This window comes from Streptomyces sp. SS8, assembly GCF_054072955.1.
In genome coordinates this window covers 65,884-92,253 of the sequence record NZ_JBSVCZ010000005.1, presented here as the reverse complement: position 1 = coordinate 92,253, position 26,370 = coordinate 65,884, and the positions used below count along the sequence as shown (strand labels likewise).

The window sequence follows — 26,370 nt, the reverse complement described above, 5'->3', positions numbered from 1 at the left end:
GCCTGCCGGCCGCGGTGGCCCGACGGGTCAGCTCTGGCCGCCCGCGAGCTTCTCGCGGAGGGCCGCCAGGGCCTCGTCCGACGCCAGGGCGCCGGAGTTGTCGTCCGACTCCGAGGAGTACGAGCCGCCGCCACCGCCGCCGGTGCCGCCGCCCTGCGGGGCACCGCCGCCGGCACCCTCGGCCTCGGCCTGGGCGTCGGCCTCGCGGGACTTGAGGACCTGCGCCTGGTGCTGCTCGAAGCGCTGCTGCGCCTCGGCGTACTGGCGCTCCCACTCCTCGCGCTGCTTCTCGTAACCCGGCAGCCAGTCGTTGGCCTCCGGGTCGAAGCCCTCGGGGTAGATGTAGTTGCCCTGGTCGTCGTAGGACGCGGCCATGCCGTACAGGGTCGGGTCGAACTCGACCGCCATCGGGTCGGCGCCGAAGGACTCGTTGGCCTGCTTCAGCGAGAGGCTGATGCGGCGGCGCTCCAGGTCGATGTCGATGACCTTGACGAAGATCTCGTCGTTGACCTGGACGACCTGCTCCGGGATCTCCACGTGGCGCTCGGCCAGCTCGGAGATGTGGACCAGGCCCTCGATGCCCTCGTCGACCCGGACGAACGCGCCGAACGGCACCAGCTTGGTGACCTTGCCGGGCACGACCTGGCCGATCTGGTGGGTCCGGGCGAACTGCTGCCACGGGTCTTCCTGGGTCGCCTTGAGCGACAGGGAGACGCGCTCGCGGTCCATGTCGACGTCCAGGACCTCGACCGTGACCTCCTGGCCGACCTCGACGACCTCGGACGGGTGGTCGATGTGCTTCCAGGACAGCTCGGAGACGTGGACCAGACCGTCCACGCCGCCCAGGTCCACGAAGGCGCCGAAGTTGACGATCGAGGAGACGACGCCGGACCGCACCTGGCCCTTCTGGAGGGTGGTGAGGAAGGTCTGGCGAACCTCGGACTGGGTCTGCTCCAGCCAGGCGCGGCGGGAGAGGACCACGTTGTTGCGGTTCTTGTCCAGCTCGATGATCTTGGCCTCGAGCTCCTTGCCGACGTACGGCTGGAGGTCGCGGACGCGACGCATCTCGACCAGGGAGGCCGGCAGGAAGCCACGGAGGCCGATGTCGAGGATGAGACCACCCTTGACGACCTCGATGACGGTACCGGTGACGATGCCGTCCTCTTCCTTGATCTTCTCGATGGTGCCCCAGGCCCGCTCGTACTGGGCACGCTTCTTCGAGAGGATCAGGCGGCCCTCCTTGTCCTCCTTCTGGAGGACCAGGGCCTCGATCTCGTCACCGACGGCGACGACCTCGTTCGGGTCGACATCGTGCTTGATCGACAGCTCTCGGGAAGGGATGACGCCTTCGGTCTTGTAGCCGATGTCGAGCAGGACCTCGTCCCGGTCGACCTTCACGATGACGCCGTCGACGATGTCGCCGTCGTTGAAGTACTTGATCGTCTCGTCGATCGCGGCGAGGAAGGCTTCCTCGGAACCGATGTCGTTAACCGCAACCTGCGGGGTGGTCACGGTGGTCTCGGTGCTGCTCGTCATGTGGAAAAGGGCTCCGGTACGGACATTGAAGTCGTAGGTACTGCTACGCCGAGAGCCCGTATCGCACTGCCGAAGCCGGACAGCCTGAGAGGTGCTTCACCGAAGATCTCCGAGGAAACCACGAGCACCTCGACAACCGAGGGGACATACAACAGATGCGAGCGCGACCTGCTCCGTCCGAGGCGCGCAGGCCCGCAGCGCAACTTGTAGCATACGGGGGCAGCCGGGCGGGGTCAATGCGCGAACGAGGACACACGGGACTTTGCTCCCAAATCCGGCACAAGTCGCCGGCCACGCGTCCCGTTCCCGCTCCTCGCGGGGCCCGCCGACGCCCGGATGCCGGGGCTCCGGGCACCCGCACGGCACCTCTTCGGCGCCCCCTCCCCGGCCGCGCGCCGGAACCGAAGACTACGACGACGGGCGAGATGAACCAGGACAGTGGACCAGAGCCGGAGGCCGCCCGCCGCGACGCGGACGCCGCCGAGAGCAGCCGGGCCAGCCGCGGCTGGTGGGACCGGAACGCCGACGAGTACCAGCGCGAGCACGGCGGCTTCCTCGGCGACGACCGCTTCGTGTGGGGCCCGGAGGGCCTGGACGAGGAGGAGGCTGGTCTGCTGGGCCCGGCCGAGGGGCTGGCCGGCCGCCCGGTGCTGGAGGTCGGCGCGGGGGCGGCACAGTGCTCGCGCTGGCTGGCCGCGCGCGGGGCGCGCCCGGTGGCCCTGGACATCTCGCACCGCCAGCTCCGGCACGCGCTGCGCATCGACGGCGCCGCCCCGGCGTTCCCACTGGTGCAGGCCGACGCCGGGGCACTGCCCTTCGCCGACGGCTCCTTCGACCTGGCCTGCTCCGCGTACGGGGCGCTGCCCTTCGTCGCCGACCCGGTGCGGGTGCTGCGCGAGGTGCGCCGCGTACTGCGGCCGGGCGGCCGGTGGGTGTTCTCCGTGACGCACCCGGTCCGCTGGGCCTTCCCCGACGAACCGGGGGCGGAGGGGCTGACGGTCACCGCCTCCTACTTCGACCGCACGCCCTACGTGGAGCAGGACGAGCGGGGGCGCGCCGTCTACGTCGAGCACCACCGCACCCTCGGCGACCGCGTGCGCGACCTCGTCGCCGCCGGGTTCCGCCTGGTGGACCTGGTGGAGCCGGAGTGGCCCGAGTGGAACCGGCAGGAGTGGGGAGGCTGGTCGCCGCTGCGCGGCCGGCTGATCCCGGGCACCGCGATCTTCGTCTGCGAGCGGGACCGGTGATCCTCATGGCTCCTCGGGGCTCCTCACAGCGTCCTCAGGGCGCTGCGAGGATGGGGGCATGCCCCTGCGGACCGACGCCCTGAGCCGACTTCCCGTACGCACCGTCCTGCCCGCACTGGAGGACGCCCTCGAAACACGCGGGGCGGCCGTGCTGTGCGCCCCGCCGGGCACCGGCAAGACCACCTTGGTGCCGCTCGCCCTGGCCGGGCTCGCCGGTCCGCTGGAGGAGGCCCCGGCGCGGCGCGTGCTGGTCGCCGAACCGCGCCGGATCGCGGTGCGCGCCGCGGCGCGGCGGATGGCCTGGCTGCTGGGCGAATCCGTCGGGGCGAAGGTCGGGTTCACCGTGCGCGGGGAGCGGACGGTGGGGCCCGGGTGCCTGGTGGAGGTGGTGACCACCGGGGTGCTGCTCCAGCGGCTCCAGCGGGACCCGGAACTGCCCGGGGTGGACACGGTGGTGCTGGACGAGTGCCACGAGAGGCATCTGGACGCGGACACCGCCGCCGCCTTCCTGCTGGACGTACGCGCCGCGCTGCGGCCGGAGCTGCGCCTGGTCGCAGCCTCGGCCACCACCGACGCCGACGCCTGGGCCCGGCTGCTGGACGCGCCCGTGGTGGAGGCGCCCGGCGCCTCCCATCCGGTGCGGGTGGTGTGGGCGCCTTTGGCCCGCCCGGTGCGCCCCGCCCACGGCACATGGGTCGACCCGGCTCTGCTGGAGCACGTCGCGGACACGGTGCGCCGGGCCCTGCGGGAGGAGGAGGGCGACGTGCTGTGCTTCCTGCCGGGGACCGGGGAGATCGCCCGGGTGGCCGCCCTGCTGGACGGCGGCGCCGGCGCCGAGGTGCTCCAGGTGCACGGGCGGGCCCCGGCCGCCGTCCAGGACGCGGTACTGGCGGGTCCGGCCGGGCGGCGGCGGGTGGTGCTGGCCACGGCGGTGGCCGAGTCCAGCCTGACGGTGCCGGGGGTGCGGGTGGTGGTGGACGCCGGGCTGTCCCGCGAACCGCGCACCGACCATGCCCGGGGACTGAGCTCGCTGGCGACGGTGCGGGCCTCGCGGGCCTCGGCCCGGCAGCGCGCGGGACGGGCCGGGCGCGAGGCGCCGGGGGTGGTCTACCGCTGCTGGCCGGAGGCCGGGCACGAGCGGCTGCCGCGCTTCCCCTCCCCCGAGATCGCCGTCGCCGACCTCACCGCCTTCGCGCTGCGCGCGGCCTGCTGGGGTGATCCGGACGTGCGCGGGCTGGCACTGCCCGACACGCCCCCGCAGGGCGCGATGGCGGCGGCCCGCGAGGCGCTGCGGGCGATCGGCGCCGTGGACGCACGGGGCCGGGCCACGGAACGCGGGAGGGCGATGGCCTCACTGGGCCTGCACCCCCGGCTGGCGCGCGCCCTGCTGGACGCCGCTCCCCTGGTGGGGGCGCGGCGGGCGGCCGAGGTGGTTGCGCTGCTGAGCGAGGAACCGCCCCGGGAGTACGGCGACGAGGTGGCGGCGGTGTGGCGTGCCGCGCGCCGGGGCCGGGACGCCTACCACGCCCGCTGGCACCGGGAGGCGCGCCGGCTGGAGGGCGCCCTGCCGGGCGGGCCCGGCGGGCAGGGCTCCGCCGAAGCGGCCGACGACGCGGCCGCCGCCCTGGTGGTGGCGCTGGCCTTCCCCGAGCGGGTGGCGCGCTCGCGCGGCGAACGGGCGTACCTGATGGCCTCCGGCACCCGCGCCGAACTCGCACCGGGTTCCGGGCTGCGCGACGCCCCCTGGCTGGCGGTCGCCGTCGCGGACCGGCCCGCGGGGGCCGCCTCCGCGCGGATACGGCTGGCCGCGGCGGTCGACGAGGAGACGGCGCGGGAGGCGGCGGGGGCGCTGTACACGGAGGCCGAGGAGGTCGGCTGGTCCGCCGGGCGGCGCGACGTGGTGGCCCGGCGCGTGGAACGGCTGGGCTCGATCGAGCTGTCCTCCCGTCCCCTGCCGGACCCCGGCCCCGCGGCGGTGCGGGCGGCCCTGCTGGAGGGGCTGCGGCGCGAGGGCGTGGGACTGCTGCGCTGGACGCGGGAGGCCGTGTCCCTGCGGCAGCGGCTGGCCTTCCTCCACCGGGAGCTGGGCGAGCCGTGGCCGGACGTGTCGGACGAGGCGCTGCTGGCGCGGGCGGACGAGTGGCTGGACGGGGTGCTGGGCCCGGCACGGCGGCGGGCCGATCTGGAGCGCGCGGACGCCGGCCGGCTGCTGAACGCGCTGCTGCCCTGGGCCTCGGGGGACGCCGCCCGGCTGGACGAACTGGCGCCGGAGCGGATCGAGGTGCCCTCGGGCTCGCGGATACGGGTGGACTACGGCGGGGAGCGGCCGGTGCTCGCGGTCAAGCTCCAGGAGCTGTTCGGCTGGCAGGAGGCGCCCCGCCTGGCGGACGGCCGGGTGCCGCTGCTGGTTCATCTGCTGTCGCCCGCGGGGCGGCCGGCGGCCGTGACCGCGGATCTGGCGTCGTTCTGGCGCGAGGGCTACCGCTCGGTGCGGGCCGAGCTGCGCGGCCGCTACCCCAGACACCCCTGGCCCGAGGATCCGGCGACCGCCCGGCCGACCGGGCGTACGACCGCCGCGGCACGGAGGGCTTCCGGGCGGGGGAGCTGAGCGGCGGCGGGGCCCGGTCGGCACCGGACCCCGCCGCCGGTTCAGTCCTCCTGGCGGGCCTGGACGGTGGCGCCGGCGGCCGGGGCGGGGGTCTGCTCCCCGCCGCCCTGCTGACCGCTGCCGTCCTCGCCCTCCCCGGGCTCCTCCGGGTCCTCGTCCCCGCAGGGGTCCTGCGGGTCCTCCTCGGACTCCTCCGGGTTCTCCGGGTCCTCCGGGTCCTCGGAGCCCTCCGGTCCACCGGAGTCCTCACCCGGCTGCCCGGCCGGGGCCGGGGAGGGCGAGCCCGCGGGCTCCTCGGCGCTCTCGCCGGGCTCCTCCGAGTCCTCCGGCTCCTCGGGGGCCTCCGGGTCCACCGGGCACTGCGGGTCCTCGCCCGGCTCCTCGGGGTTGTCCGGCTCCTCCCCGGGCTCCTCCGGGTCGTCCGGCTCCTCCGGCGTGTCCGGCTTCTCGGGCTCCTCCGGGTTGTCCGGCTCCTCCGGCGCGTCCGGCTTCTCGGGCTCCTCCCCGGGCTCCCCGGAGTCCCCGGGCGGGACAGGCTTGACCGTACCGCCCTCGGAGACGGGGGGCTTCGGCGAGGGCTTCCTGCTCTTGTCCTTCCCACCGTCGCCACCGCCGTCGCCGCCCTTGCGGCCGTCGGCCTTGTCGCCCGGACGCCCGGTGGAGTCGCCGGCGGGCTCGCCGCCCGGCCGCGCGGGCTTCGACTCGTTGCCCGCGCCGGGGCTGTCGGGCAGCGTTCCCTCGCCGTCGGGCACCTCGTGGACGCCCTTGCGGTAGAAGTCCAGCCAGGACAGCACCGTCCGCAGGTACTCCCGCGACTGGTTGTAGCTGAGGATGGCCCGTTCCAGATCGGCCGGGTCCGACAGGTTCCTGCCGCCCGCGCACAGGTAGCGCCCGGCGGCGAGGGCGGCGTCGTAGATGTTGTTCGGGTCCTTGCGTCCGTCGCCGTTGCCGTCCGCACCCCAGCCGGCCCAGGTGGACGGGATGAACTGCATCGGCCCGACGGCCCGGTCGTAGCGGGTGTCGCCGTCGTACGCGCCGCCGTCGGTGTCCGAGATGTGTGCGAAACCCACGCCGTTGAGCGCGGGCCCCAGGATCGGCCTGTGGGTGGTGCCCTGGGCGTCCACGGCTCCGCCGCGCGCCTGCCCGGACTCCACCTTGCCTATCGCGGCCAGGAGTTGCCAGGGAAGGTTGCAGCCGGGCCGCTCCTCGCCCAGGGTCCGCTCCGCCCTCTTGTAGGCGGCCAGAACGGTGGCGGGTATGCCGGACTCGGCGGGACCGGTGACATCCGGCAGGTCACTGGAGGATCCCGGCTTGTCCGGCTTGACCAGCGGAGGAAACTCCGTGTGGTAGGGGGAGTTGCCGTCCGCGGGAAGGTCGGGGGACTCCGGGGAGCCGGCCGCCTCCCTGCCGCCGGGCTGCACCAGTTCCAGGCCGGGCCCCTGGGACGCGGTGAGCGCGGCCATCGCCGCCGCCACCACCGCGGTGCTGGTAACGCCCCTTCGGACCCTGCCCACGAGCCGCCGAGCCGCCATCTGCCAGACCCTCCACGCTGTTGTCACGCGCTGCCGCGCCGCTCCTGTCGGATACGGCGCCCCTCAGACGCTCCGTACGGTTGTGCACGCCCTGTGCGTGTCCGGTTCGCCCGGCACCCGCCGTATGTCCGCGCTCCGGCCGCACCGCCTCTCCACGAGGGGTAACGAGCGGGACACTACGGCAAGTTCGGCACCCGATCCACCACACCCGAAGAGGACGCGGCAACGCACACGGCCGTTCCACCGGATGTTCACCGCCGTGTGCCGTCCGGGCCGCCGTCCGGCCCCCCGGGCGGCACACGGCCTTCCGCGCGACCGCCTCAGTGGGCGGCGTCCTCCCAGTTCTCGCCGGAGCCCACGGAGACGTCCAGCGGCGCCCTCAGGTGGACGGCGCCGGACATCTCCCGGCGCACCAGCTCCTCTACCGCCTCCCGCTCGCCCGGGGCGATCTCCAGCACGATCTCGTCGTGCACCTGGAGCAGCATGCGCGAGCGCAGCTCCGCCTCGCCCAGCGCCCGGTCCACCTTCAGCATCGCGATCTTCACGATGTCCGCGGCGGTGCCCTGGATCGGGGCGTTGAGCGCCATCCGCTCGGCCATCTCGCGGCGCTGGCGGTTGTCGCTGTTGAGGTCGGGCAGGTAGCGGCGGCGGCCCAGGATGGTGTGGGTGTAGCCGGTGGCCCGGGCGTCCTCCACCACCCGGTGCAGGTAGTCGCGCACCCCGCCGAAGCGCTCGAAGTAGGCGTCCATCAGCCTGCGCGCCTCGTCGGCGGTGATGCCGAGCTGCTGCGACAGGCCGAAGGCCGACAGCCCGTAGGCCAGCCCGTACGACATGGCCTTGATCTTGCGGCGCATCTCCGGGTCCACCCGGTCCTTGGGGACCTCGAAGACCTGGGAGGCGGCGGTGGTGTGCAGGTCCTCGCCGGAGGTGAACGCCTCGATCAGGCCCTCGTCCTCCGACAGGTGCGCCATCACCCGCAGCTCGATCTGGCTGTAGTCGGCCGTCAGCAGCGACTCGTACCCCTGGCCGACCACGAAGCCCCGTCGGATGGCCCGGCCCTCGTCGGTGCGCACCGGGATGTTCTGCAGATTGGGGTCGGTCGAGGACAGCCGGCCGGTGGCCGCGACCGTCTGGTTGAACGTGGTGTGGATGCGTCCGTCGGCGGCGATCGTCTTGATCAGGCCCTCGACGGTGGTGCGCAGTTTGGACTGCTCGCGGTAGCGCAGCATGATCACCGGCAGCTCGTGCTCGGTCTGCGTCGCCAGCCAGGTCAGCGCGTCGGCGTCCGTGGTGTATCCGGTCTTGGTCCGCTTCGTCTTCGGCAGGCCCAGCTCGCCGAAGAGCACCTCCTGCAGCTGCTTGGGCGAGCCGAGGTTGAACTCGTGGCCCACCGCGGTGTGCGCCTCGCGCACCGCCTGCTGGACGGCCGCGGCGAACTGCTGCTCCATACGGCCCAGCCACTCGCGGTCCGCGGCGATGCCCGCCCGCTCCATCCGCGCCAGCAGGCCCGAGGTCGGCAGCTCGATGTCCTGGAGCAGGCCGGACGCGCCGACCTCCGTCAGCCGCCCGGCCAGCGCCTCGCCCAGGTCCAAGGTGGTGCGGGCCCGGGCCATCAGCGCGTCCGCCTCGGCCTCCTCGTCCGCGCCCAGCGCCAGCTGCCCGCTGCTCTCGGCGGGCCGGGCCGGCTCCCGGCCCAGGAACTCCACCGACAGCGCCTCCAGGGCGAACGAGCGGCGTCCCGGCTGCACCAGATAGGCGGCCAGCGCGGTGTCCATCGTGACGCCGGCGACGCTCCAGCCGTGCTCGGCGAAGACCCGCATCACCGCCTTGGCGTCATGCATGACCTTGGACCGCTCCCCGTCGGCGATCCACTCCGCGAACGCCCGCTCGTCGGCCTCGTCCAGCTGGGCGGGGTCGAACCACACCGCCGGGCCCTGCCCGGTCGCCAGGGCGACCTCGCCGACGCTCCCCGAGCCCAGCTTCCAGCTGTCGACGGTGGCCACGCCCAGCGGACCGGTGCCCGGGGCGGCGTGCTCGGCCAGCCAGGGGGCCAGCTCGCCCGCGCCGGCGACCACCCCGTCGACCTCCACTCCGTCCGCCGGGGCCGCCGCCTCCTGGCCGGCCGCACCCGGGTCGACCGCGTACAGCCGGTCGCGGAAGCCGGTGTTGCGGAACTCCAGCGCGTCCAGCACCACATCCAGCGCCCCCCGGTCGTACGGCGCCCGCGCCAGGTCCGCCGGGCCGGCCGGCAGCTCCACGTCGCACACCAGCGCCGTCAGCCGCCGGTTGAGCCGGACGCTGTCGAGGTGGTCGCGCAGCTTCTCCCCGACCTTGCCCTTGACCTCGTCGGCCCGCTCCAGCAGCTCGGAGAGGGAGCCGAACTGCCTGATCCACTTCGCGGCGGTCTTCTCGCCCACCCCGGGGATGCCGGGCAGGTTGTCCGACGGGTCGCCGCGCAGGGCCGCGAAGTCCGGGTACTGCTCGGGGGTCAGGCCGTACTTCTCCTCCACCTTCCCGGGGGTGAAGCGGGTCAGCTCCGACACTCCCCGCGTGGGGTACAGCACCGTCGTCGCGTCGTTGACCAGCTGGAAGGAGTCGCGGTCGCCGGTGACGATCGAGACGTGGAAGCCCTCGGCCACCGCCTGCGTGGCCAGGGTGGCGATGATGTCGTCCGCCTCGAAGCCGTCCACCGCGAACCGCCGGATGCCCATCGCGTCCAGCAGTTCGCCGATCAGCTCCACCTGTCCCTTGAAGCCGTCCGGGGACTTGGAGCGGTTCGCCTTGTAGTCGGCGAACTCCTTCGTGCGCCAGGTCGTGCGCGACACGTCGAAGGCGACCGCCAGATGGGTGGGGTCCTCGTCGCGCAGCGTGTTCGCCAGCATCGAGGCGAAGCCGTAGATCGCGTTCGTCGGCTGCCCGGTGGTGGTGGAGAAGTTCTCCTCGGGCAACGCGAAGAACGCCCGGTAGGCGAGGGAGTGCCCGTCCAGCAGGAGCAGGCGCCTGTCCTGGGGCGCACGCGATTCGGAGGAGTTCGCTGCGGTCGCTTTCGATGCTTTGTTGGCCACGCCCCGATCCTGCCACGCACCACCGACACCGGATCACGGACCGTCCTGGAGCCACTGTCGCGTCCCGGTGGAGCGTGGCAGGATCTGCGGCCATGAGACGCAGGCCGCCCGCCACCGATCCCGTCCAGGACGCACCCCGGGTCGGCGCCCCGCGCCGGAGCGCCGCCGGGCTGCCGGCCGTCGCCCGCTCCCTGCGCATGGCCGGTGAGCAGATGGGGGTGCGGCGCACCGCGCTGACCCTGCTGAGGGTCAACCAGGAGGACGGCTTCGACTGCCCCGGCTGCGCCTGGCCCGAGCCGGAGCGGCGGCACACCGCGGAGTTCTGCGAGAACGGCGCCAAGGCCGTCGCCGAGGAGGCCACGCTGCGGCGGGTGACCCCCGCCTTCTTCGCCGAGCACCCCGTGTCCGGCCTGGCCGGGCGCTCCGGGTACTGGCTGGGGCAGCAGGGCCGCCTCACCCACCCGATGTACCTGGCCGAGGGCTCCGCCCGCTACGAGCCGATCGGCTGGGACGAGGCCCTCGAGATCGTCGCCGGCGAACTGCGCGCCCTTGACTCGCCCGACGAGGCCGTCTTCTACACCTCCGGCCGTACGAGCAACGAGGCCGCCTTCCTCTACCAGCTCCTGGCCCGCTGCCTGGGCACCAACAACCTGCCCGACTGCTCCAACCTGTGCCACGAGTCCTCCGGCGCCGCGCTGACCGAGACCCTCGGCGTCGGCAAGGGCAGCGTGCTGCTGGAAGACCTCCACCGCGCCGACCTGATCATCGTCGCCGGGCAGAACCCGGGCACCAACCACCCCAGGATGCTCTCCGCGCTGGAGAGGGCCAAGCGGGGCGGCGCGCGGATCATCACCGTCAACCCGCTGCCCGAGGCCGGCCTGGAGCGGTTCGACAACCCCCAGACCCTGCGCGGCCTGGCCGGCTCCGGCACCCCGCTGACCGACCTGTTCCTGCAGATCCGCATCGGCGGCGACCAGGCCCTCTTCCGCGAGCTGTGCCGCCGGGTGCTGGAGGCCGACGGCGGGGTGGACGAGGACTTCGTCCGCGAACACACCCACGGCTACCAGGAGTTCGCCGCCGCGGCCCGCGCCACCGACCCCGCCGACGTACTGCGCGCCACCGGGCTCGCCCCCGCCGACATCGACCGCGCCGCCGAACTGGTGCTGGCCTCGGAGCGCACCGTGGTGTGCTGGGCCATGGGCCTGACCCAGCACCGGCACGCCGTGCCCACCATCCGCGAGATCGTCAACCTCCTGCTGCTGCGCGGCGCCGTCGGCCGCCCCGGCGCCGGGGTCTGCCCGGTGCGCGGCCACAGCAACGTCCAGGGCGATCGCACCATGGGCATCGTCGAGAAGCCCTCCGGCGCCCTGCTGGACGCGCTGGAGGCGGAGTTCGGCGTCCCCATGCCGCGCGAGCACGGCCTGGACGTGGTGAACTCCATCCGCGCCCTGCGCGACGGGCGGGCGAAGGTGTTCTTCGCCCTCGGCGGCAACTTCGTCGCCGCCTCCCCCGACACCGAGGTGACCGAGGCCGCGATGCGGCGGGCCCGGCTGACCGTGCACGTGTCCACCAAGCTCAACCGCTCCCACTGCGTCACCGGCGCCCGCGCCCTGATCCTGCCCGTCCTCGGCCGCACCGAGCGCGACGTACAGGCCTCGGGTGAGCAGTTCGTCACCGTCGAGGACTCCATGGGCGTCGTCCACGCCTCCCGCGGGCGCCTCGCCCCCGCGAGCGAGCACCTGCTGTCCGAGCCCGCCGTCGTCTGCCGGCTGGCCCGTCGCGTCCTGGGCCCCGATCACCCCGTGCCCTGGGAGGAGTTCGAGGCCGACTACGCCGCGATCCGCGACCGCATCGCCCGCACCGTCCCCGGCTTCGCCGACTTCAACGCCCGCGCCGCCCGCCCCGGCGGCTTCACCCTGCCCCACGCCCCGCGCGACGAGCGCCGCTTCCCCACCGCCACCGGAAAGGCCAACTTCACCGCCGCGCCGCTGACCTGGCCGCACCTGCCGCCCGGCCGCCTGCTGCTGCAGACCCTGCGCTCCCACGACCAGTACAACACCACCGTCTACGGCCTCGACGACCGCTACCGCGGCATCAAGGGGGGCCGCCGCGTGGTCCTCGTCCACCCCGGCGACGCCGCCGCGCTCGGCCTGGCGGACGGCTCCTACGCCGACCTCACCAGCGAGTGGGAGGACGGACGCGAGCGCACCGCGCCCGGCTTCCGCGTCGTCCACTACCCCACCGCCCGCGGCTGCGCGGCCGCCTACTTCCCCGAGACCAACGTCCTGGTCCCCCTCGACGCCACCGCCGAGACCAGCAACACCCCCGCCAGCAAGTCCGTGGTGATCCGCCTCACCCCCGCCCCCGGGCCCGCCGGCCCCTCTGATAAGTAAGACGGTGTAGAGCACACCCATCACCCGCCGCACGGCCGTGCCCCGCCGGCCCCGGCACGACGATCGGAGCCACGCGCCCATGGGCGAGCCGACCAGCACCGTCTTCCCCCAGGAGATCCTCGACCAGTGGGCCGGACTCGGCATCGACCTGCCCGCCCTCTTCTCCGCCGGCCGCCTCGGCGAGCGCATGGGACTGGTCATCACCCACGCCGCCCCCGAGAAGGTCGTCGGCACCCTCCCCGTCGAGGGCAACACCCAGCCCTACGGTCTGCTGCACGGCGGTGCCTCCGCCGTCCTGGCCGAGACGCTCGGCTCCGTCGGCGCCATGCTCCACGGCGGCCCCACCAAGCTCGCCGTCGGCGTGGACCTCAACTGCACCCACCACCGCGGGCTGACCTCCGGCACCGTCACCGGCACCGCCACCCCCGTGCACCGCGGCCGGTCCACCACCACCTACGAGATCACCGTCACCGACGAGCGGGACCGCCGCGTGTGCAGCGCCCGGCTCACCTGCCTGCTGCGCGACGCACCCGTCGGCGCATACGGCAACTGACGACCCTCACCGAAAAACCACAGGTCACAGGGTTCTGCTGAGCACAGCCGGTGCGCTTTGATACCGGTCCGGGCCGCCACCGGGGCGGCCAGGGCAGAAAGGGCACCGATCGTGCGGGCCACACGCCTGACATCCCGGAAGCGCGCCGCCGCCACCACCACGGCCGCGGTCGCTCTGGCCATGGCCGCCGCGCTTCCCGCGGCGGCCATCAGCACCTACAACTCCTCCCCCGCCCCGGAGCGGACCGAGGTCGGGGCGCTGGTCGTCACCTACGATCACGACGAGGACCCCGCCACCCCCGACCGCGTCGACTGGTTCTGCTCGGGCACCATGATCGACCGCGACACCTTCCTCACCGCCGCCCACTGCACCACCGACTGGCCGGCCGGCGCCCGCTTCCACGTCTCCCTGGAGCAGGACGTGGAGGCCGCCCTCGACGCGGCCGCGCGGGAGCACCCCGGCGACCCGGCCGCCGTCGCCGCGGCCGTCGCCGTCGAGGGCACCGCGCACAACCACCCGGAGTACCCCGGCCCCGCCACCGACACCCGCGACATCTCCGTCGTGGAGGTCCCCGCCGACCGGATGGCCGGACGCTGGGACTTCACCCCGGCCACCCTGCCCACCGCCGGACGGCTCGACGCCCTGGGCCCCCGGGCACTGGACGGCGCCGGCTTCACCGTCGCCGGCTACGGCACCCAGGAGGCCCAGCGCGGCCCCGGCGGCCACACCCACCCCGGCGGCGGCGTCCGGATGAAGGCCCCCACCTCCTTCAACGCCCTCAACAAGGCGTGGATACGCGTGGCCATGACCGCCCCGCAGGGCAACGGCGGTGCCTGCTACGGCGACTCCGGCGGTCCCAACTTCGCCGAGATCGACGGGGAGCGCCTCCTGGTCGGCACCACCATCACCGGCGACGCCCCCTGCTACGCCACGAACGTCGCCTACCGCCTCGACGCACCCGGCGCCCGCGCCTTCCTCTCCCCCTACACCGACCTGCCCTGACCGGCACACCGTCCCCGGCCGCCTCCGGACCGGGGACGGAAACGGCGGTGCCGCCGTACCCGGTTCAGGGGACCGTCAGGCGCCCTCGCCCAGATAGGCCGCCCGCACCCGCGGGTCGGACAGCAGCCCGGACGCCTCACCCTCCATGGCCACCGCACCGGTCTCCAGCACATAGCCGCGGTCGGCCATCCGGAGCGCCTGCGCGGCGTTCTGCTCCACCAGCAGCACCGTGGTGCCCTGCTCGTTGATCTCCTTGACGATCTCGAAGATCTGCTGAACGATCAGCGGCGCCAGGCCCATCGACGGCTCGTCCAGCAGCAGCACCTCCGGCTTGCCCATCAGGGCGCGGCCGATCGCGAGCATCTGCTGCTCACCGCCCGACAGCGTCCCGCCCAGCTGGCTCTTGCGCTCCCCCAGCCGCGGGAACAGCGTGAACACCCGGTCCATGTCGGCCTTGTCCACCGACTTGAACCGGTACGCCCCCATCTGGAGGTTCTCCCGGACCGTCATCCGCGGGAACACCCCGCGCCCCTCGGGAACATGGCCGATGCCGAACCGGACCAGATCGTGCGACTTGATGCCGTCGATCCGCTCCCCGTGCAGCAGCACCTGCCCCTCGCGCGGCGCGATCATCCCCGACGCCGTCCGCAGCGTGGTGGTCTTGCCCGCGCCGTTGGCGCCGAGCAGCGCGACCACCTCCCCGCGGCGGACCGTCAGATTGACGCCCTTGAGCGCCTCGATGGCGCCGTAGAACACCCGCAGATCGCGCAGCTCCAGCACCACCGGCGCGGCCGGCTCGCCGCCCTGCGGCTCCTTCTTCAGATCCGTGCTGACGCTCACTCGTGCTCCTCGGTGTCCCGCCGCGCTGCCTCGGCCCCGGTCCCGGCCCCGGTCCCGGCACCGGCGTCCTCCTGCGTGCCGGCCTTCCGCCCGGCCGGGCCGGAGGCGTCCTCGGCGACCACCTGGGCCACCGCGGCCTCGTCCTCCTCGGCCACCGCGCCCAGATACGCCTCGATCACCGCCGGGTCCTGCTGCACCTGCGACGGGGACCCCTCGGCGATCTTCTTGCCGAAGTTGAGCACCATCACCCGGTCCGCCACCGACATCACCAGCCGCATGTCGTGCTCGATCAGCAGCACGCTCACACCCAGCTCGGTGTTGATCCGCCGGATCAGCTCCTCCAGCTCCAGCTTCTCCGTCGGGTTGGTGCCCGCCGCCGGCTCGTCCAGCAGCAGCACCTCCGGGTCCGTCGCCAGCGCCCGCGCGATCTCCAGCCGCCGCTGGTCGCCGTAGCTCAGCGACCCCGCCAGCTCGTTCATCTTCCCCAGCAGGCCGACGTACGACAGCACCTCGTGCGCCCGGCGGTCGCTGGCCCGCTCGGCCTTCCGCGCGTTCGGCAGCCCCAGCATGATCGACACCGGGCCGGCCTTCAGCCGCGTCTCCGCCGCGATCTTGACGTTCTCCAGCGCGGTCAGCGCCCCGAACAGCCTGATGTTCTGGAACGTGCGCGCCAGACCCCACTGGCTGACCACATGCGGCTTGGCGCCCAGCAGCGAGTGCTCACCGCCCTTGCGCGGACGGAAGACGATCCGCCCCTCCTGCGGCACGTACGCGCCCGTCAGCGAGTTGAACAGCGACGTCTTGCCCGCGCCGTTGGGCCCGATGACCGCCAGCACCTCACCGCGCCGCATCCGCAGCTCGACGTTGTCCAGACTGGTCAGGCCGCCGAACCGCAGCGTCACGCCCGACGTCTCCAGCACCAGCTCACCGGCGCCGGCCGAACCGCCCGCCGGCCCCTGCTCCTTCTTCACCGTCTCGGTGGTCACGGCTGCCTGCCTTCCGCCGGGCCGGTCGCGTCGGCTCCGCCGATCCCCGCCTCCGCCATCTGCAGCTCACGCTTGCGGCGACGGGAGGGCAGCACGCCCTGCGGCCGGTAGATCATCATGATGACGAGGAGAGCGCCCAGGTACATGTACCGGTCCTTGGGATCCACCCACTCGCGCAGGTACTCCGGCAGCCACACCAGGAACGCGGCACCGAACAGCACCCCGGGGATCGACCCCATGCCGCCGAAGATGACATAGGCCAGCACCAGGATCGACAGCAGGATCGCGAAGTTCTCCGGGTTGAAGTACCCGACCTTGCTCGCGTACGCCACCCCCGCCACACCCGAGGTCGACGCACCGATCGCGAACGCCATCAGCTTGTAGCGCACCGTGGGCACACCCGTGGCCGCCGCGGCCACCTCGTCCTCGCGGATCGCCGTCCACGCCCGGCCCACCTTGGAGTGCTCCAGCCGCAGGAACAGGAAGATGGCCAGCACCACGAAGCCGACCAGCAGCCAGTAGTACGGCATCGGATCCAGCTTCCACTCGTAGGAGAAGAAGCCCAGGTCGACACTGAACCGGTCGACCTTCACACCGCGCGCGCCCTCCGTCACCCCGTCGGCGTTCTTCGCCACCAGGTAGACGATCTCGTGGAAGCCCAGGGTCACGATCGCCAGGTAGTCGCCCCGCAGCCGCAGCGTCGGAGCGCCCAGGATCACCCCCGCCACCAGACAGGTCAGCACCGCGATCGGCAGCACCAGGAAGTTGTTCAGCGCCACCGGAGGCTGGACCGGCAGCGAACCCGTCCAGTACGCCGCGCTGTACGCGCCGATCGCGAAGAACGCGATGAAGCCCAGGTCCAGCAGACCCGCCCAGCCGATCACCACGTTCAGGCCGATCGCCAGCAGCACGAAGATCGCGATCTGGTCCACCAGCACCTGCTGCCAGTACCGCTCGACCCCCAGCGGCCCGAACACCACCAGCGCCAGCACGGCCGTCAGCACGCCCATACGGACCCGCTTGTCGGCCGACCACACCTGCCGGACCCGCTCCAGCGGACCGGCGGAGACCTTCCTCGTCCCCTTCACCGCACGGGAGGTCTGGTCGGCGAGGAACTCCCGCACCGCCCAGACCGCCACCGCGATCACCAGCCAGACCCACAGACCCACACCGGTGAAGTCCTCGCGCAGCGCCAGGAACAGGTCCCGGGTGGTGCCCTCCTCGCCCGTCATCAGCCTGAGCGTCACCGCCAGCGCCAGCAGGGCCCCCAGCCGCCGCCAGCGCGGCTCCTGGTACCAGCGCACCCTCCGCAGCCGGGCCGCCGCCGACAGCGGCGCCGTGGCGCTCTTCGGCGAGTCCTGCCCGGCCCCTTTCGCGGTCGAGGTCTTGATGCTCACGCCGTCCTCCCCACACGCTCGCCGAGAATGCCGGTCGGACGGACCATCAGCACCAGCACCAGCACCACGAAGGCCCCGACGTAACGCCAGTCGTCACCCCACAGGCCCACCGTCATGGTCTCCACCACACCCAGCACCAGGCCGCCCAGCATCGCGCCGCGCACATTGCCGATACCGCCCAGCACCGCCGCCGCGAAGGCCGTGATACCGGGCAGGAAGCCCATCGTGTACCAGACCTGGCTGTTGGTGCCGAACAGGAAGCCGGCCGCACCGCCCAGCAGACCGCCGAGCACGAACGTCCGGGACACCACCTTGTCGATGTCCACGCCCATCAGCGACGCGACCTCCGGGTCCTGCGCCACCGCGCGGATACCCGAACCCATCTTCGTGCGGTTCACCACGTAGTCCAGGCCGACCATCATCGCCACCGCCGACACCAGGATCAGCACCTGCGTGATCGTCAGCTCGGCTCCGAAGACGCTCAGCACCTTCTTGTTCTCGTACATCGACGGCATCGGCAGCGGATTGCGGCCGAACAGCTTGCCCGCCAGGTTGTACAGGAAGAACGAGGCGCCGATCGCGGTGATCAGGAACACCAGGCGCGGCGCGTGATGCCTGCGCAACGGCCGGTACGCCACCCGTTCCAGACCGAAGGCCACCGCACCGCCCAGCGCGGCACCCGCCAGCATGCCGATCAGGACGTAGGCGACCGAGCCCATGCCGGAGGGCGTCGACTCGGGAATCAGGGCGGTCAGGGCCAGCAGGCCCCCGTAACCGCCGAACATGAAGACCTCGCTGTGCGCGAAGTTCAGAAGCTGGAGCACTCCGTACACCAGCGTGTAGCCGATGGCGATGACGGCGTAGAGACTGCCGAGCACCACCCCTAGGACGAGGAAGTCCCAGAACTCACTGAGGGACATCGAACTGTCTTCCTTGTGGGAATGTGCCGCCCGGCCGTGCGTTCAGCACTCGGGGAACGGGCGGCGCGAGGATCACGGAGGCGGGCGCCCGGCACGGGGGCGGCGTCCGCCGGGTGTCACACCGGCCGGCGCGGGAGCGAACCCACCGCGCCGGCCGGCCGGAAGCGTCGGCCGGCTCAGCCGGCCAGCTCGTCGACGCTGCCCTGGTACTCGATGCCCTCGCCCTTGACCTGGTACAGGTAGATGGTCTGGTTGGTGAACTCACCCTTGTCGTCGAAGGAGAACTCCTTCGTCAGACCCTTGTACTTCGCCGCGCGCAGAGCGTCCACCAGCGCCTGGCGCTCGACACCGCCGTCCTCGTGGAGCTTCTTGATCTCCTCGATGATCATCATCGCGGCGTCGTACGACTCGGCCGAGTACGTACCCGGAGCCTGCTTGAACTCCTTTTCGTAGTCCGCGGCGAACTTCTTCGTCGCGTCCTCCTTGGTGGCGTCCGTGCACGGGCAGGTCAGCAGCCAGCCGTCCGAGGCGTCGCCCGCCAGCTGGATGAACTGCGCGTCGTTGGTGCCGTCACCCGACATCGCCACACCGTTGAAGCCCGCCTCCTTGAGCTTCTTGGCGAACGGGCCGGCGTCCTGGTAGTAGCCCGCGTAGATCAGCGCGTCCGGCTTGTTCTTGGTGACGTTCTTCGCCGCGGCGCTGTAGTCCGGGGTCTTCTGCGGCACGCTCTGGCGCACCACCTCGACACCGGCGGCCTTCAGGTCCTTCTCGGCGACGTCCGCCAGGCCTATGCCGTAGTCGGTCTTGTCGTCGACCACCACGACCTTCTCGGCCTTGACCTTGCCCGACAGGTACTTGGCCATCCCGGCGCCCTGGGCGCTGTCGTTGGGCACCGCGCGCAGGAACGTCTCGTAACCCTTGGTCGTCAGGTCCGGGCGCGTCGCCGAGGACGACAGCGCCACCAGGCCCGCGGCCCCGTACACCTCGGCGGCGGTGTCCGCCGGACCCGAGAAGGCCGGACCGATCACCGCGACGACGTCCTCGTCGTCGATCGCCTTCTGCGCGGCCGCCGTCGCCTTGTCCGGCAGGCCCTGGTCGTCGACCGGCACGTACTCGACCTCGAAGCCGAGGTCGCCCCCGGCGTTCGCCTGGTCGATCGCCAGCTTGATGCCGTTCTCCATGTTCTGGCCGAGCTGCACGTTGTCGCCGGAGAGAGGGCCCTGGAAGGCGATCTTGTACGCGTCGCCGCTGCCGCTGTCCCCTCCGCCGCAACCGGTCAGCGCGAGCGCGCCGACGGCCATGGGAATGGCCAGCTTGACGATGGTCTTGTTGAGCACGTGGAACCCCCTGGAGCCTGCTCAGATCACGACGATCGCCGTACCGTTCCGGCGTCGCGGTCCGCACGTACGTACGTGCGGCGTGGCCCGGAATCTATTGCCCCAGAAGCAGACCAGATAGGTGAGAGCGGCAGATGTGATCTCCCTGTGACCTGCGCCATGCGCCGGAAACAGAACACTCCTTACCGAAGAACGGACAGAAAGGGAAAGATCATCAGGGGTCGGACTCGTGAATTCCCGTACCACGGACCGCAAATGCCCGCCACCGCCCCCGCCCGCGACCTCACGCTGCCCGCGCGAGGGTCCCGAACCCCCCGTCCCCCGCCAACACCCCCGGCCGGAACCGGACCGCGCCCGGCGGCCCACCCGTGCGGGACCGCCGGGTGGGCCGCCGGGCGCGGTCCCGCACGGGCGTCACCGCTGCTGCTTCTTCTCCTCCGCGTCCTGGATCACGGCCTCGGCCACCTGCCGCATCGACAGCCGGCGGTCCATCGAGGTCTTCTGGATCCACCGGAACGCGGCCGGCTCGGTCAGCCCGTACTGCGTCTGCAGCACCCCCTTGGCCCGGTCCACCAGCTTCCGCGTCTCCAGCCGCTGCGCGAGGTCGGCGACCTCCCGGCTGAGCACCTTCATCTCGTTGAACCGCGACACCGCCATCTCGATGGCGGGCACCACATCGCTCTTGCTGAACGGCTTCACCAGATACGCCATCGCACCCGCGTCCCGCGCCCGCTCCACCAGCTCGCGCTGCGAGAAGGCGGTCAGCATCAGCACCGGGGCGATCGACTCCTCGGCGATCCTCTCGGCCGCCGAGATCCCGTCGAGCACGGGCATCTTCACATCCATGATCACCAGATCCGGCCGGTGCTCCCGGGCCAGATCGACGGCCCGCTGCCCGTCCCCGGCCTCGCCGACGACGGTGTAGCCCTCCTCCTCCAGCATCTCCTTGAGGTCCAGGCGGATCAGCGCCTCGTCCTCCGCGATGACGACCCGCGTCGTCTCCGGAGGCACATGCGCCCGCTCGCCGGCCGCGCCGGCCGTGCTGTCGGCGCCGCCGTCGGTGCTGATGGGCTCGGGGATGTCCGCGGTGCTCACTGGGCTCCTCGTTTTCCGGCCAGGTGGACCACAAGAGCCTACCTAGTTCCTGTAAGGTGTACCTACGTCGGGAGGCCCCAGCCTTCGATTCATATGGCCCCGGTAGCCCAATTGGCAGCAGGCAATGGATTCAAAACCCATACAGTGTCGGTTCGAATCCGACCCGGGGCACTTTACCTTTACTTCCAAGGTCGCAAGCAAAGCGGGAAAAATTCACTGATCAGAGGGAATGCCCCTCCGATCCTCCCCTGGGGCCAGTCTCTCGTACGCGCTCGCGGGCATCTCCCGGGAGACGGACCGCTTCCGCTGCGGATCCGAGCCGTCCCTTCCCGCCGACCGGCCCGCCTACGCCTACCCGCTCGGCCTCTACCTGGGCGACGGCTGCGTCAGCGCGCACCCCCGGCGCGACGGCCACTATCCCCGGATCGCCTGTGCTGACGCCTGGCCCGGGCTGATCACCGCGTGCGCGGGACGATCACCGCCGTCCTGCCGGACCGGAGCGCCTGCCTCGTACAGGCGCAGGGGCGCGTCATCAACACCTCCGGGGACATCGTGCGCGTCTACGGCGAGACCCTGGACCGGCTGGGAGTCGAGTGGCGGGCCGTACGCCGCCCCACCGGGGCGTACAACGTCTCCGTCGCCCGCCGGGCGTCCGTGGCGCTGATGGACGCGCACATCGGGCCGAAGCGCTGACGGCCGGTACGGGGGAAGCCCCGGCCGCCGCTGGCGCGAGGCGGTGGCCGGGGCTTCCCGGTTCGGGGCGGCCGGTCGGGCCGCACGGGGCCCGTTCAGCGGGCGGGGTGCCCGTCGCCGATGCGGTGGACGCGGACCATGTTGGTGGTGCCGGAGACACCGGGCGGCGAGCCGGCGGTGACGATCACCTTGTCGCCCCTGGCGCAGCGCCCCGTCTCCAGCAGCCGCTCGTCGACCTGCTCCACCATCTCGTCGGTGCTGCGCGCGGTGGGTCCGAGGAAGGTCTCCACGCCCCAGGTGAGGCTGAGCTGGGCGCGGGTGGCCGGGTCGGGGGTGAAGGCGAGGACGGGAATCGGTGAGCGGTAGCGGGACAGGCGGCGGGCGGTGTCGCCGGACTGGGTGAGGGCGACGAGGAACTCCGCGCCGAGGAAGTCGCCCATCTCGGCCGCGGCGCGGGCCACGGCGCCGCCCTGGGTACGGGGTTTGGCGCTCTCGGCGAGCGGACGCAGGCCCTGGGAGAGCATGTCCTCCTCGGCGGCGGCGACGATGCGGCCCATGGTCCTGACCGTCTCGACCGGATGGTTGCCGACGCTGGTCTCGCCGGAGAGCATCACGGCGTCGGTGCCGTCCATGACGGCGTTGGCGACGTCGGAGGCCTCGGCGCGGGTGGGCCGGGAGGAGTCGATCATCGAGTCGAGCATCTGGGTGGCGACGATGACCGGTTTGGCGTTGCGCCGGGCGAGGGCGACGGCGCGTTTCTGTACCAGGGGGACGGCTTCCAGAGGCATCTCGACACCGAGGTCGCCGCGGGCGACCATGAGGCCGTCGAAGGCGTCGACGATCTCGGGGAGGTTCTCCACCGCCTGGGGTTTCTCGATCTTGGCGATGACGGGGAGGTGGCGGTCCTCCTCCTTCATGACGCGGTGGACGTCGGCGATGTCGCGCGCGCTGCGGACGAAGGAGAGGGCTATGAGGTCCACGCCGGTGCGCAGGGCCCAGCGCAGGTCGTCGATGTCCTTGTCGGAGAGGGCGGGCACGGAGACGGCGACGCCGGGGAGGTTGAGGCCCTTGTGGTCGGAGACCATGCCGCCTTCGGTGACCTCGGTGCGGATGCGGGGGCCGTCGACGGCGGTGACCCTGAGGGCGACGCGGCCGTCGTCGACGAGGACGAGTTCGCCGGGTGTGACGTCGTCGGCGAGTCCTTCGTAGGTGGTGCCGCACTGTTCGCGGTCGCCCTCGACGTCCTCGGTGGTGATGGTGAACTCGTCACCGCGTTCGAGAAGTACGGGGCCTTCGCGGAATCGTCCGAGCCGGATCTTCGGGCCCTGAAGGTCGGCGAGGATGCCGACGCTGCGGCCGGTCTCCTCGGAGGCGCGGCGCACGCGGTGGTAGCGCTCCTCGTGCTCGCTGTGGGCGCCGTGGCTGAGGTTGAGGCGGGCGATGTCCATTCCGGCTTCGACGAGTGCTTTGATCTGCTCGTACGAGTCGGTGGCGGGGCCCAGTGTGCAGACGATTTTCGCGCGGCGCATGTCAGCGAGCCTATGACTTACCCGCGGGTAGGGAACTGTGGGGAGGGAACTGTTCAACGGCCGTTCCATATAGGGCCGTTAACAACTTGTGAAATGGGCGCGAGCTTGCTCGGATGAGCATTTCCGTTTTCCGCGGCGGCATATGACGGCGTGCGCGGGCCTGCGCTCGGGCCGCCGCCCGCGCCCGCTCCCGCCTGTTATCGTCTGGTCACACAGTGCATCGACCGACTCGGGGGAGGGCGTGTGTCGTTCGACGAGGAGTGGGCCGCTCTGGTGGCGAGGGCCTCGGAGGGGGGTGGCACCGGGACGCGGCTGAACGAGGCGGCCGGCCCGGGTGGCGGCGGGGGTGGCGGGCATGATCTGTCGGCCGCCCAGGACGAGTTGGGGGCCATCGGGCACGACGCCTACATGCTGTTCGGGCGGTTGCGGAAGGACGGTGACCTCGCCCGCGAGTCCAGCGACGGCGCCGCCACCGCTCTGAAGAACGCCAACCTCGCACTGGGCGAGGAACTCGCCCTCACCGTCGGGGTGTGGGACTCCCAGCTCAGGACGTTGCTGCAGTCCTGTGCGCACATCTCCAACCACCTCGACTACAGCGCGAAGTCCTACACCAAGCAGGACAAGGAGATCGAGGCGCAGATGCGGCACCGCGACGGCTCGGCCATGTCGGTGTCGGAGATCGAGCGCTACTACGAGTAAGCACGGGGAACGGGGAAACGGCACCATGGCCAAGTTGACCTTCACCGATCTGTACGGGGTCTCCTTCTCCGGCCTGTCGGATGCGGTCTCGGACTGGAATTCGGTGGTCACCAAGCTGGGGGAGCTGGCGGACGAGGCCCGCACCGGTATGGCCGCCAAAGCCGAGAAGGCCGACTGGAAGGGCGAGAACGCCACCGTCACCAAGCCGTTCGTCCGCAAGACGGCCAAGGAGTTCGACGACGCGGAGGCCCAGGCCAGGAGCATCAGGAACATTCTCAGGGACGCGCACACGGATCTGAAGTCCGTCCAGGCCGACCTGATCAAGGAGGTCGAGGGAGGCCGTGAGCAGGGCATCCGGGTGAGGGACAACGGCGACGGGACGGTGGGGTTCTCCCTCGACCGCCAGCCGGACAACAGCGCCCCCTCCGAGGAGCAGCGCCGGGCCGGCAGGGACCTGGCGGACCGGATCGACCGGCTGATCGCGCGGGCCGAGGAGATCGACGGTCTGGCGGCGCGGGCGCTGAAGAGGGTCCACGGCGGCGATTCCCACGACTTCGGGCACGTCCAGTACAGCTCCCTGGACGAGGTCGAGGCCGAGCGCGCCGTGGAGCTGGCGAAGCTGGGCCCGGACATGTCGGATGCCCAGTACCGCGAGTTCAACGGTCTGGTGGGCGCGAACGCCGAGGACCCGGAGTTCTCCACGGCCTTCTACAAGGGGCTGGGCGGCCCCGAGGAGGTCCTGCGGTTCTACGCCCGGATGTCGATCGACGGCACCCTGGGGGACGGGGAGGAGAACGAGGAGCGGCTGGGGCTGTCCCGGGATCTCCAGCGGAACATGGGCATCGCGCTGGCCACCGCCACCGACCCGGACAACAAGACGCACCTGCCCGCCAGTTGGGGGGAGGAGTTCCGCAGGCTCGGCACCCGGCAGATCGATCTGGAGCCGGGCCCGTTCGGCCCGCAGCCGTACGGCTACCAGGTTCTCGGCGGGATCATGCGCTACGGGAACTACGACGCGGACTTCCTCACTCCGATCGCGGAGCACATCACCCAGCTCCACCAGGACGAGCCCATGCGGTTCACGTCGAACAGGCCGGCGGGCATGGGCGACGCGGATCTCGGCTACAACCCGTCGGGCAGGGGCGGGGCCGGTTACGACCCGCTGACGAGTGTGCTGGAGGCGCTGGGGCACAGCCCGGAGGCCGCGGAGAGGTTCTTCACGGGTGATCCGACGGTGTACCGGGAGGACGGCACCGCCGACAAGGGCGCCAAGCTGGGTTACCAGTACTTCGACGAGTTCCTCAAGGAGGACTTCGTGTGGCCGCCGGACAGCCTGGCGAAGCCGGGCGCGCCCGGATCGGAGGATGTTCTCGAGCACGGGCCGAACGCGCTGGGGCACGCGCTGGAGGCGGCGGCGACCGGGCGCGCGTACGACAGCCAGTCGACGGATCCGATCGAGCACACCTCCGAGCGTGCGGAGTTCACCGAGCGCCTGGTGGCGCACTTCGGCGAGCACCCCGAGCTGATCCGCCACAACGAGAACCTGAAGGACGAGAAGTTCGAGGATCTTAAGTCCGGACCGCTCCATGTGCTGCGGGACAGCCTGGGCAACATCACGGCGGAGTACATCGGCGACTTCCAGCGGTCGATGTACGGGGACTCCCCGGCATCGGACAGTTTCCCGGTCAACGGTGTACCGGCGGTCTTCGACAACACCAGCCACGTGGTGACCTTCCTCGGCGAGGTGGGTCAGAACCCGGACGCGTACGCCACGATCACCAGCGCTCAGCAGTCGTACACGACGCTGATGGTGGACAGGGTCTTCGATGAGTTTTCCAGCGAGCAGGAAAAACCGGAGGAAGAAAGATCAAAGGTCTCCCTGGAGCAGAGGGTGAGCAGCGCGGTCGCTCCCGGCGCCGTGATGGCGGGCATCATGAGCGATGCCCGTGCCGACGCCGTTCATGACTACAACACCGCGGCCGCCAAGGACTTCAACGAGGCCGCGGGCGACAAGGGCAAGTGGGCCACCCGCACCGTTGAACTGGGCACTTCCCTCATCCCGGAGCGGGTTCCGGTGGTGGGAGAGGTCATCAACTGGCTGGCAGAGGACATCACGGAGAGCGTGGTGAAGAGTGCCGAGAAGGACGCCAACAAAATTGGTGATAACGGCATGCGGGACTACTCCAACGGGCGTGACGCAGCGGTTGATTCCGCCATGGCAGCCGTTGCGCGTGCAGCGCGAGATCACCCGGAAGTAAATGATGCCACTCTTGAAGGTCTAAAGAGGGCAGCTCGCGATCAGACGGGAAGCAGCCACAGCGAAGGGGCTAATTTGAGATCTTCCGGTGATGCATCGTGAACATATCATCCCTCCGAGCCGTTGGCGTTGTCTCTGCCGCGACTGCGGTCATGTGTTTGTCGATAACAGCTTGCGAAGAAGAGCGGAAGAGTCGCGAATACAAGATTCCCGAAATGCTGTGTGACGTAGACGTAAGGCCGGACAAGCTAGCACCTTTCTTGCCGCCAGGGGAGGAGATTGAACTGAACGAGGAGGGCGACGAAGACTTCAGGAAGGTGTGCAGCGCTTCGGTAGACGGAGAAGTAGCCTTCGAGGTGAAGCGGGAGTGGTGGGAGGATGGGTGGTCGACCAGGCGCTTCGCCACCGTCCATGCCTACGTGAAGCCCGACCATCAGACGGCCGATGAAAAATATGTGTATTCAAAGGACAGTGGCCTCAGCGTGATGCGCTGTTCCCCCAAAAGAGACAATCAAGATCTTTTCATCGTGGTCAAGTCAAGCGAGAACACGGCCGACGAAGAGGCCATGCTTGAGTTCCTTATCGAGTACCGCGAAGTTCTGATGAAACGCACTCCTTGCGATGAGGTGGAGTGAAACAGGGCTGTTGCGGGTGGGGCCGCCTGGCTGCGGCCCCACCCGG

General features: G+C 71.4%; 19 protein-coding genes and 1 tRNA gene. 10 read left to right on the top strand and 10 right to left on the bottom strand.

What is annotated here, in order from left to right; genetic code table 11:
- Nucleotides 1-27: 27 nt before the first annotated feature.
- Complete coding sequence (gene rpsA / locus ACW69E_RS06940; protein WP_457497301.1) at nt 28-1,536, bottom strand: 30S ribosomal protein S1; 1,509 nt, start codon at nt 1,534-1,536, stop codon at nt 28-30.
- Nucleotides 1,537-1,961: 425 nt separating this feature from the next.
- Here rpsA and ACW69E_RS06935 point away from each other — a divergent pair, with 425 nt between their 5' ends.
- Complete coding sequence (locus ACW69E_RS06935; RefSeq protein ID WP_457497300.1) at nt 1,962-2,783, top strand: class I SAM-dependent methyltransferase; 822 nt, start codon at nt 1,962-1,964, stop codon at nt 2,781-2,783.
- Nucleotides 2,784-2,841: 58 nt separating this feature from the next.
- Nucleotides 2,842-5,391 carry an ATP-dependent helicase HrpB gene (gene hrpB / locus ACW69E_RS06930; RefSeq protein WP_457497299.1) on the top strand — a complete coding sequence of 850 codons (2,550 nt, stop codon included), beginning with the start codon at nt 2,842-2,844 and terminating at the stop codon, nt 5,389-5,391.
- Between the two features lie 41 nt (nt 5,392-5,432).
- Here hrpB and ACW69E_RS06925 read toward each other — a convergent pair whose 3' ends face one another.
- Nucleotides 5,433-6,950 (bottom strand): lytic murein transglycosylase, encoded by a 1,518-nt coding sequence (locus ACW69E_RS06925; protein WP_457497298.1) that lies wholly within the window; start codon nt 6,948-6,950, stop codon nt 5,433-5,435.
- A gap of 293 nt (nt 6,951-7,243) precedes the next feature.
- Nucleotides 7,244-9,988: a DNA polymerase I gene (polA, locus tag ACW69E_RS06920; protein ID WP_457497297.1), complete on the bottom strand. Its 2,745-nt coding sequence runs from the start codon at nt 9,986-9,988 to the stop codon at nt 7,244-7,246.
- 92 nt (nt 9,989-10,080) lie between these two features.
- Between polA and ACW69E_RS06915 the strand changes: the two genes are divergently transcribed.
- From ACW69E_RS06915 to ACW69E_RS06905, 3 genes are all read left to right on the top strand, one after another.
- Nucleotides 10,081-12,381 carry an FdhF/YdeP family oxidoreductase gene (locus ACW69E_RS06915; protein ID WP_457497296.1) on the top strand — a complete coding sequence of 767 codons (2,301 nt, stop codon included), beginning with the start codon at nt 10,081-10,083 and terminating at the stop codon, nt 12,379-12,381.
- Nucleotides 12,382-12,460: 79 nt separating this feature from the next.
- Nucleotides 12,461-12,934, top strand: coding sequence for a PaaI family thioesterase (locus ACW69E_RS06910; protein WP_457497295.1), 474 nt, complete (start codon nt 12,461-12,463; stop codon nt 12,932-12,934).
- A gap of 111 nt (nt 12,935-13,045) precedes the next feature.
- Nucleotides 13,046-13,936, top strand: coding sequence for a trypsin-like serine protease (locus ACW69E_RS06905; protein ID WP_457497294.1), 891 nt, complete (start codon nt 13,046-13,048; stop codon nt 13,934-13,936).
- 75 nt (nt 13,937-14,011) lie between these two features.
- Here ACW69E_RS06905 and ACW69E_RS06900 read toward each other — a convergent pair whose 3' ends face one another.
- The 6 genes from ACW69E_RS06900 to ACW69E_RS06875 form a co-directional block, all read right to left on the bottom strand.
- Nucleotides 14,012-14,776, bottom strand: coding sequence for an ABC transporter ATP-binding protein (locus ACW69E_RS06900; RefSeq protein WP_457497293.1), 765 nt, complete (start codon nt 14,774-14,776; stop codon nt 14,012-14,014).
- Nucleotides 14,773-15,762 (bottom strand): ABC transporter ATP-binding protein, encoded by a 990-nt coding sequence (locus ACW69E_RS06895; RefSeq protein WP_457497292.1) that lies wholly within the window; start codon nt 15,760-15,762, stop codon nt 14,773-14,775. The genes ACW69E_RS06900 and ACW69E_RS06895 overlap by 4 nt, the downstream gene beginning before the upstream one ends.
- A complete protein-coding gene (locus ACW69E_RS06890) occupies nt 15,759-17,159 on the bottom strand; it encodes a branched-chain amino acid ABC transporter permease (protein ID WP_457497291.1) in 1,401 nt (466 codons plus the stop codon). Before ACW69E_RS06890 ends, ACW69E_RS06895 begins: the two co-directional genes overlap by 4 nt.
- Nucleotides 17,156-18,079, bottom strand: coding sequence for a branched-chain amino acid ABC transporter permease (locus ACW69E_RS06885; protein ID WP_093655306.1), 924 nt, complete (start codon nt 18,077-18,079; stop codon nt 17,156-17,158). The genes ACW69E_RS06890 and ACW69E_RS06885 overlap by 4 nt, the downstream gene beginning before the upstream one ends.
- A gap of 176 nt (nt 18,080-18,255) precedes the next feature.
- On the bottom strand, nt 18,256-19,416 hold the full coding sequence (locus ACW69E_RS06880; protein ID WP_457497290.1) for a branched-chain amino acid ABC transporter substrate-binding protein: 1,161 nt from the start codon (nt 19,414-19,416) through the stop codon (nt 18,256-18,258).
- A 414-nt stretch (nt 19,417-19,830) separates the two neighbouring features.
- Nucleotides 19,831-20,484 (bottom strand): ANTAR domain-containing response regulator, encoded by a 654-nt coding sequence (locus ACW69E_RS06875; RefSeq protein WP_457497424.1) that lies wholly within the window; start codon nt 20,482-20,484, stop codon nt 19,831-19,833.
- 123 nt (nt 20,485-20,607) lie between these two features.
- On the opposite strand from ACW69E_RS06875, the gene ACW69E_RS06870 reads away from it, so the two are divergent.
- Together ACW69E_RS06870 and ACW69E_RS06865 are read left to right on the top strand one after the other, a co-directional pair.
- Nucleotides 20,608-20,682: transfer RNA gene (locus ACW69E_RS06870), tRNA-Leu, on the top strand.
- Between the two features lie 291 nt (nt 20,683-20,973).
- Complete coding sequence (locus tag ACW69E_RS06865; RefSeq protein WP_457497289.1) at nt 20,974-21,204, top strand: hypothetical protein; 231 nt, start codon at nt 20,974-20,976, stop codon at nt 21,202-21,204.
- A gap of 95 nt (nt 21,205-21,299) precedes the next feature.
- On the opposite strand, the gene pyk is transcribed toward ACW69E_RS06865, so the two are convergent.
- Entirely contained in the window at nt 21,300-22,733 is a 1,434-nt protein-coding gene (pyk, locus tag ACW69E_RS06860; protein ID WP_457497288.1) for a pyruvate kinase, read from the bottom strand.
- Between the two features lie 243 nt (nt 22,734-22,976).
- On the opposite strand from pyk, the gene ACW69E_RS06855 reads away from it, so the two are divergent.
- From ACW69E_RS06855 to ACW69E_RS06845, 3 genes are read left to right on the top strand one after another with little or no spacing between them, the layout of a single operon-like run.
- Nucleotides 22,977-23,432, top strand: a complete 456-nt coding sequence (locus ACW69E_RS06855; RefSeq protein WP_457497287.1) for a hypothetical protein — start codon at nt 22,977-22,979, stop codon at nt 23,430-23,432.
- A 25-nt stretch (nt 23,433-23,457) separates the two neighbouring features.
- Entirely contained in the window at nt 23,458-25,791 is a 2,334-nt protein-coding gene (locus tag ACW69E_RS06850) for a hypothetical protein (RefSeq protein WP_457497286.1), read from the top strand.
- On the top strand, nt 25,788-26,324 hold the full coding sequence (locus ACW69E_RS06845; protein ID WP_457497285.1) for a hypothetical protein: 537 nt from the start codon (nt 25,788-25,790) through the stop codon (nt 26,322-26,324). Before ACW69E_RS06850 ends, ACW69E_RS06845 begins: the two co-directional genes overlap by 4 nt.
- The last annotated feature ends 46 nt before the right edge of the window (nt 26,325-26,370 follow it).

Coding starts and splice junctions, on each gene's coding strand:
- ACW69E_RS06910 (WP_457497295.1), top strand. CDS start 12,461: ATGGGCGAGCCGACCAGCACCGTCTTCCCCCAGGAGATCCTCGACCAG.
- hrpB (WP_457497299.1), top strand. CDS start 2,842: ATGCCCCTGCGGACCGACGCCCTGAGCCGACTTCCCGTACGCACCGTC.
- ACW69E_RS06915 (WP_457497296.1), top strand. CDS start 10,081: ATGAGACGCAGGCCGCCCGCCACCGATCCCGTCCAGGACGCACCCCGG.
- ACW69E_RS06850 (WP_457497286.1), top strand. CDS start 23,458: ATGGCCAAGTTGACCTTCACCGATCTGTACGGGGTCTCCTTCTCCGGC.
- ACW69E_RS06885 (WP_093655306.1), bottom strand. CDS start 18,079: ATGTCCCTCAGTGAGTTCTGGGACTTCCTCGTCCTAGGGGTGGTGCTC.
- rpsA (WP_457497301.1), bottom strand. CDS start 1,536: ATGACGAGCAGCACCGAGACCACCGTGACCACCCCGCAGGTTGCGGTT.
- ACW69E_RS06935 (WP_457497300.1), top strand. CDS start 1,962: ATGAACCAGGACAGTGGACCAGAGCCGGAGGCCGCCCGCCGCGACGCG.
- pyk (WP_457497288.1), bottom strand. CDS start 22,733: ATGCGCCGCGCGAAAATCGTCTGCACACTGGGCCCCGCCACCGACTCG.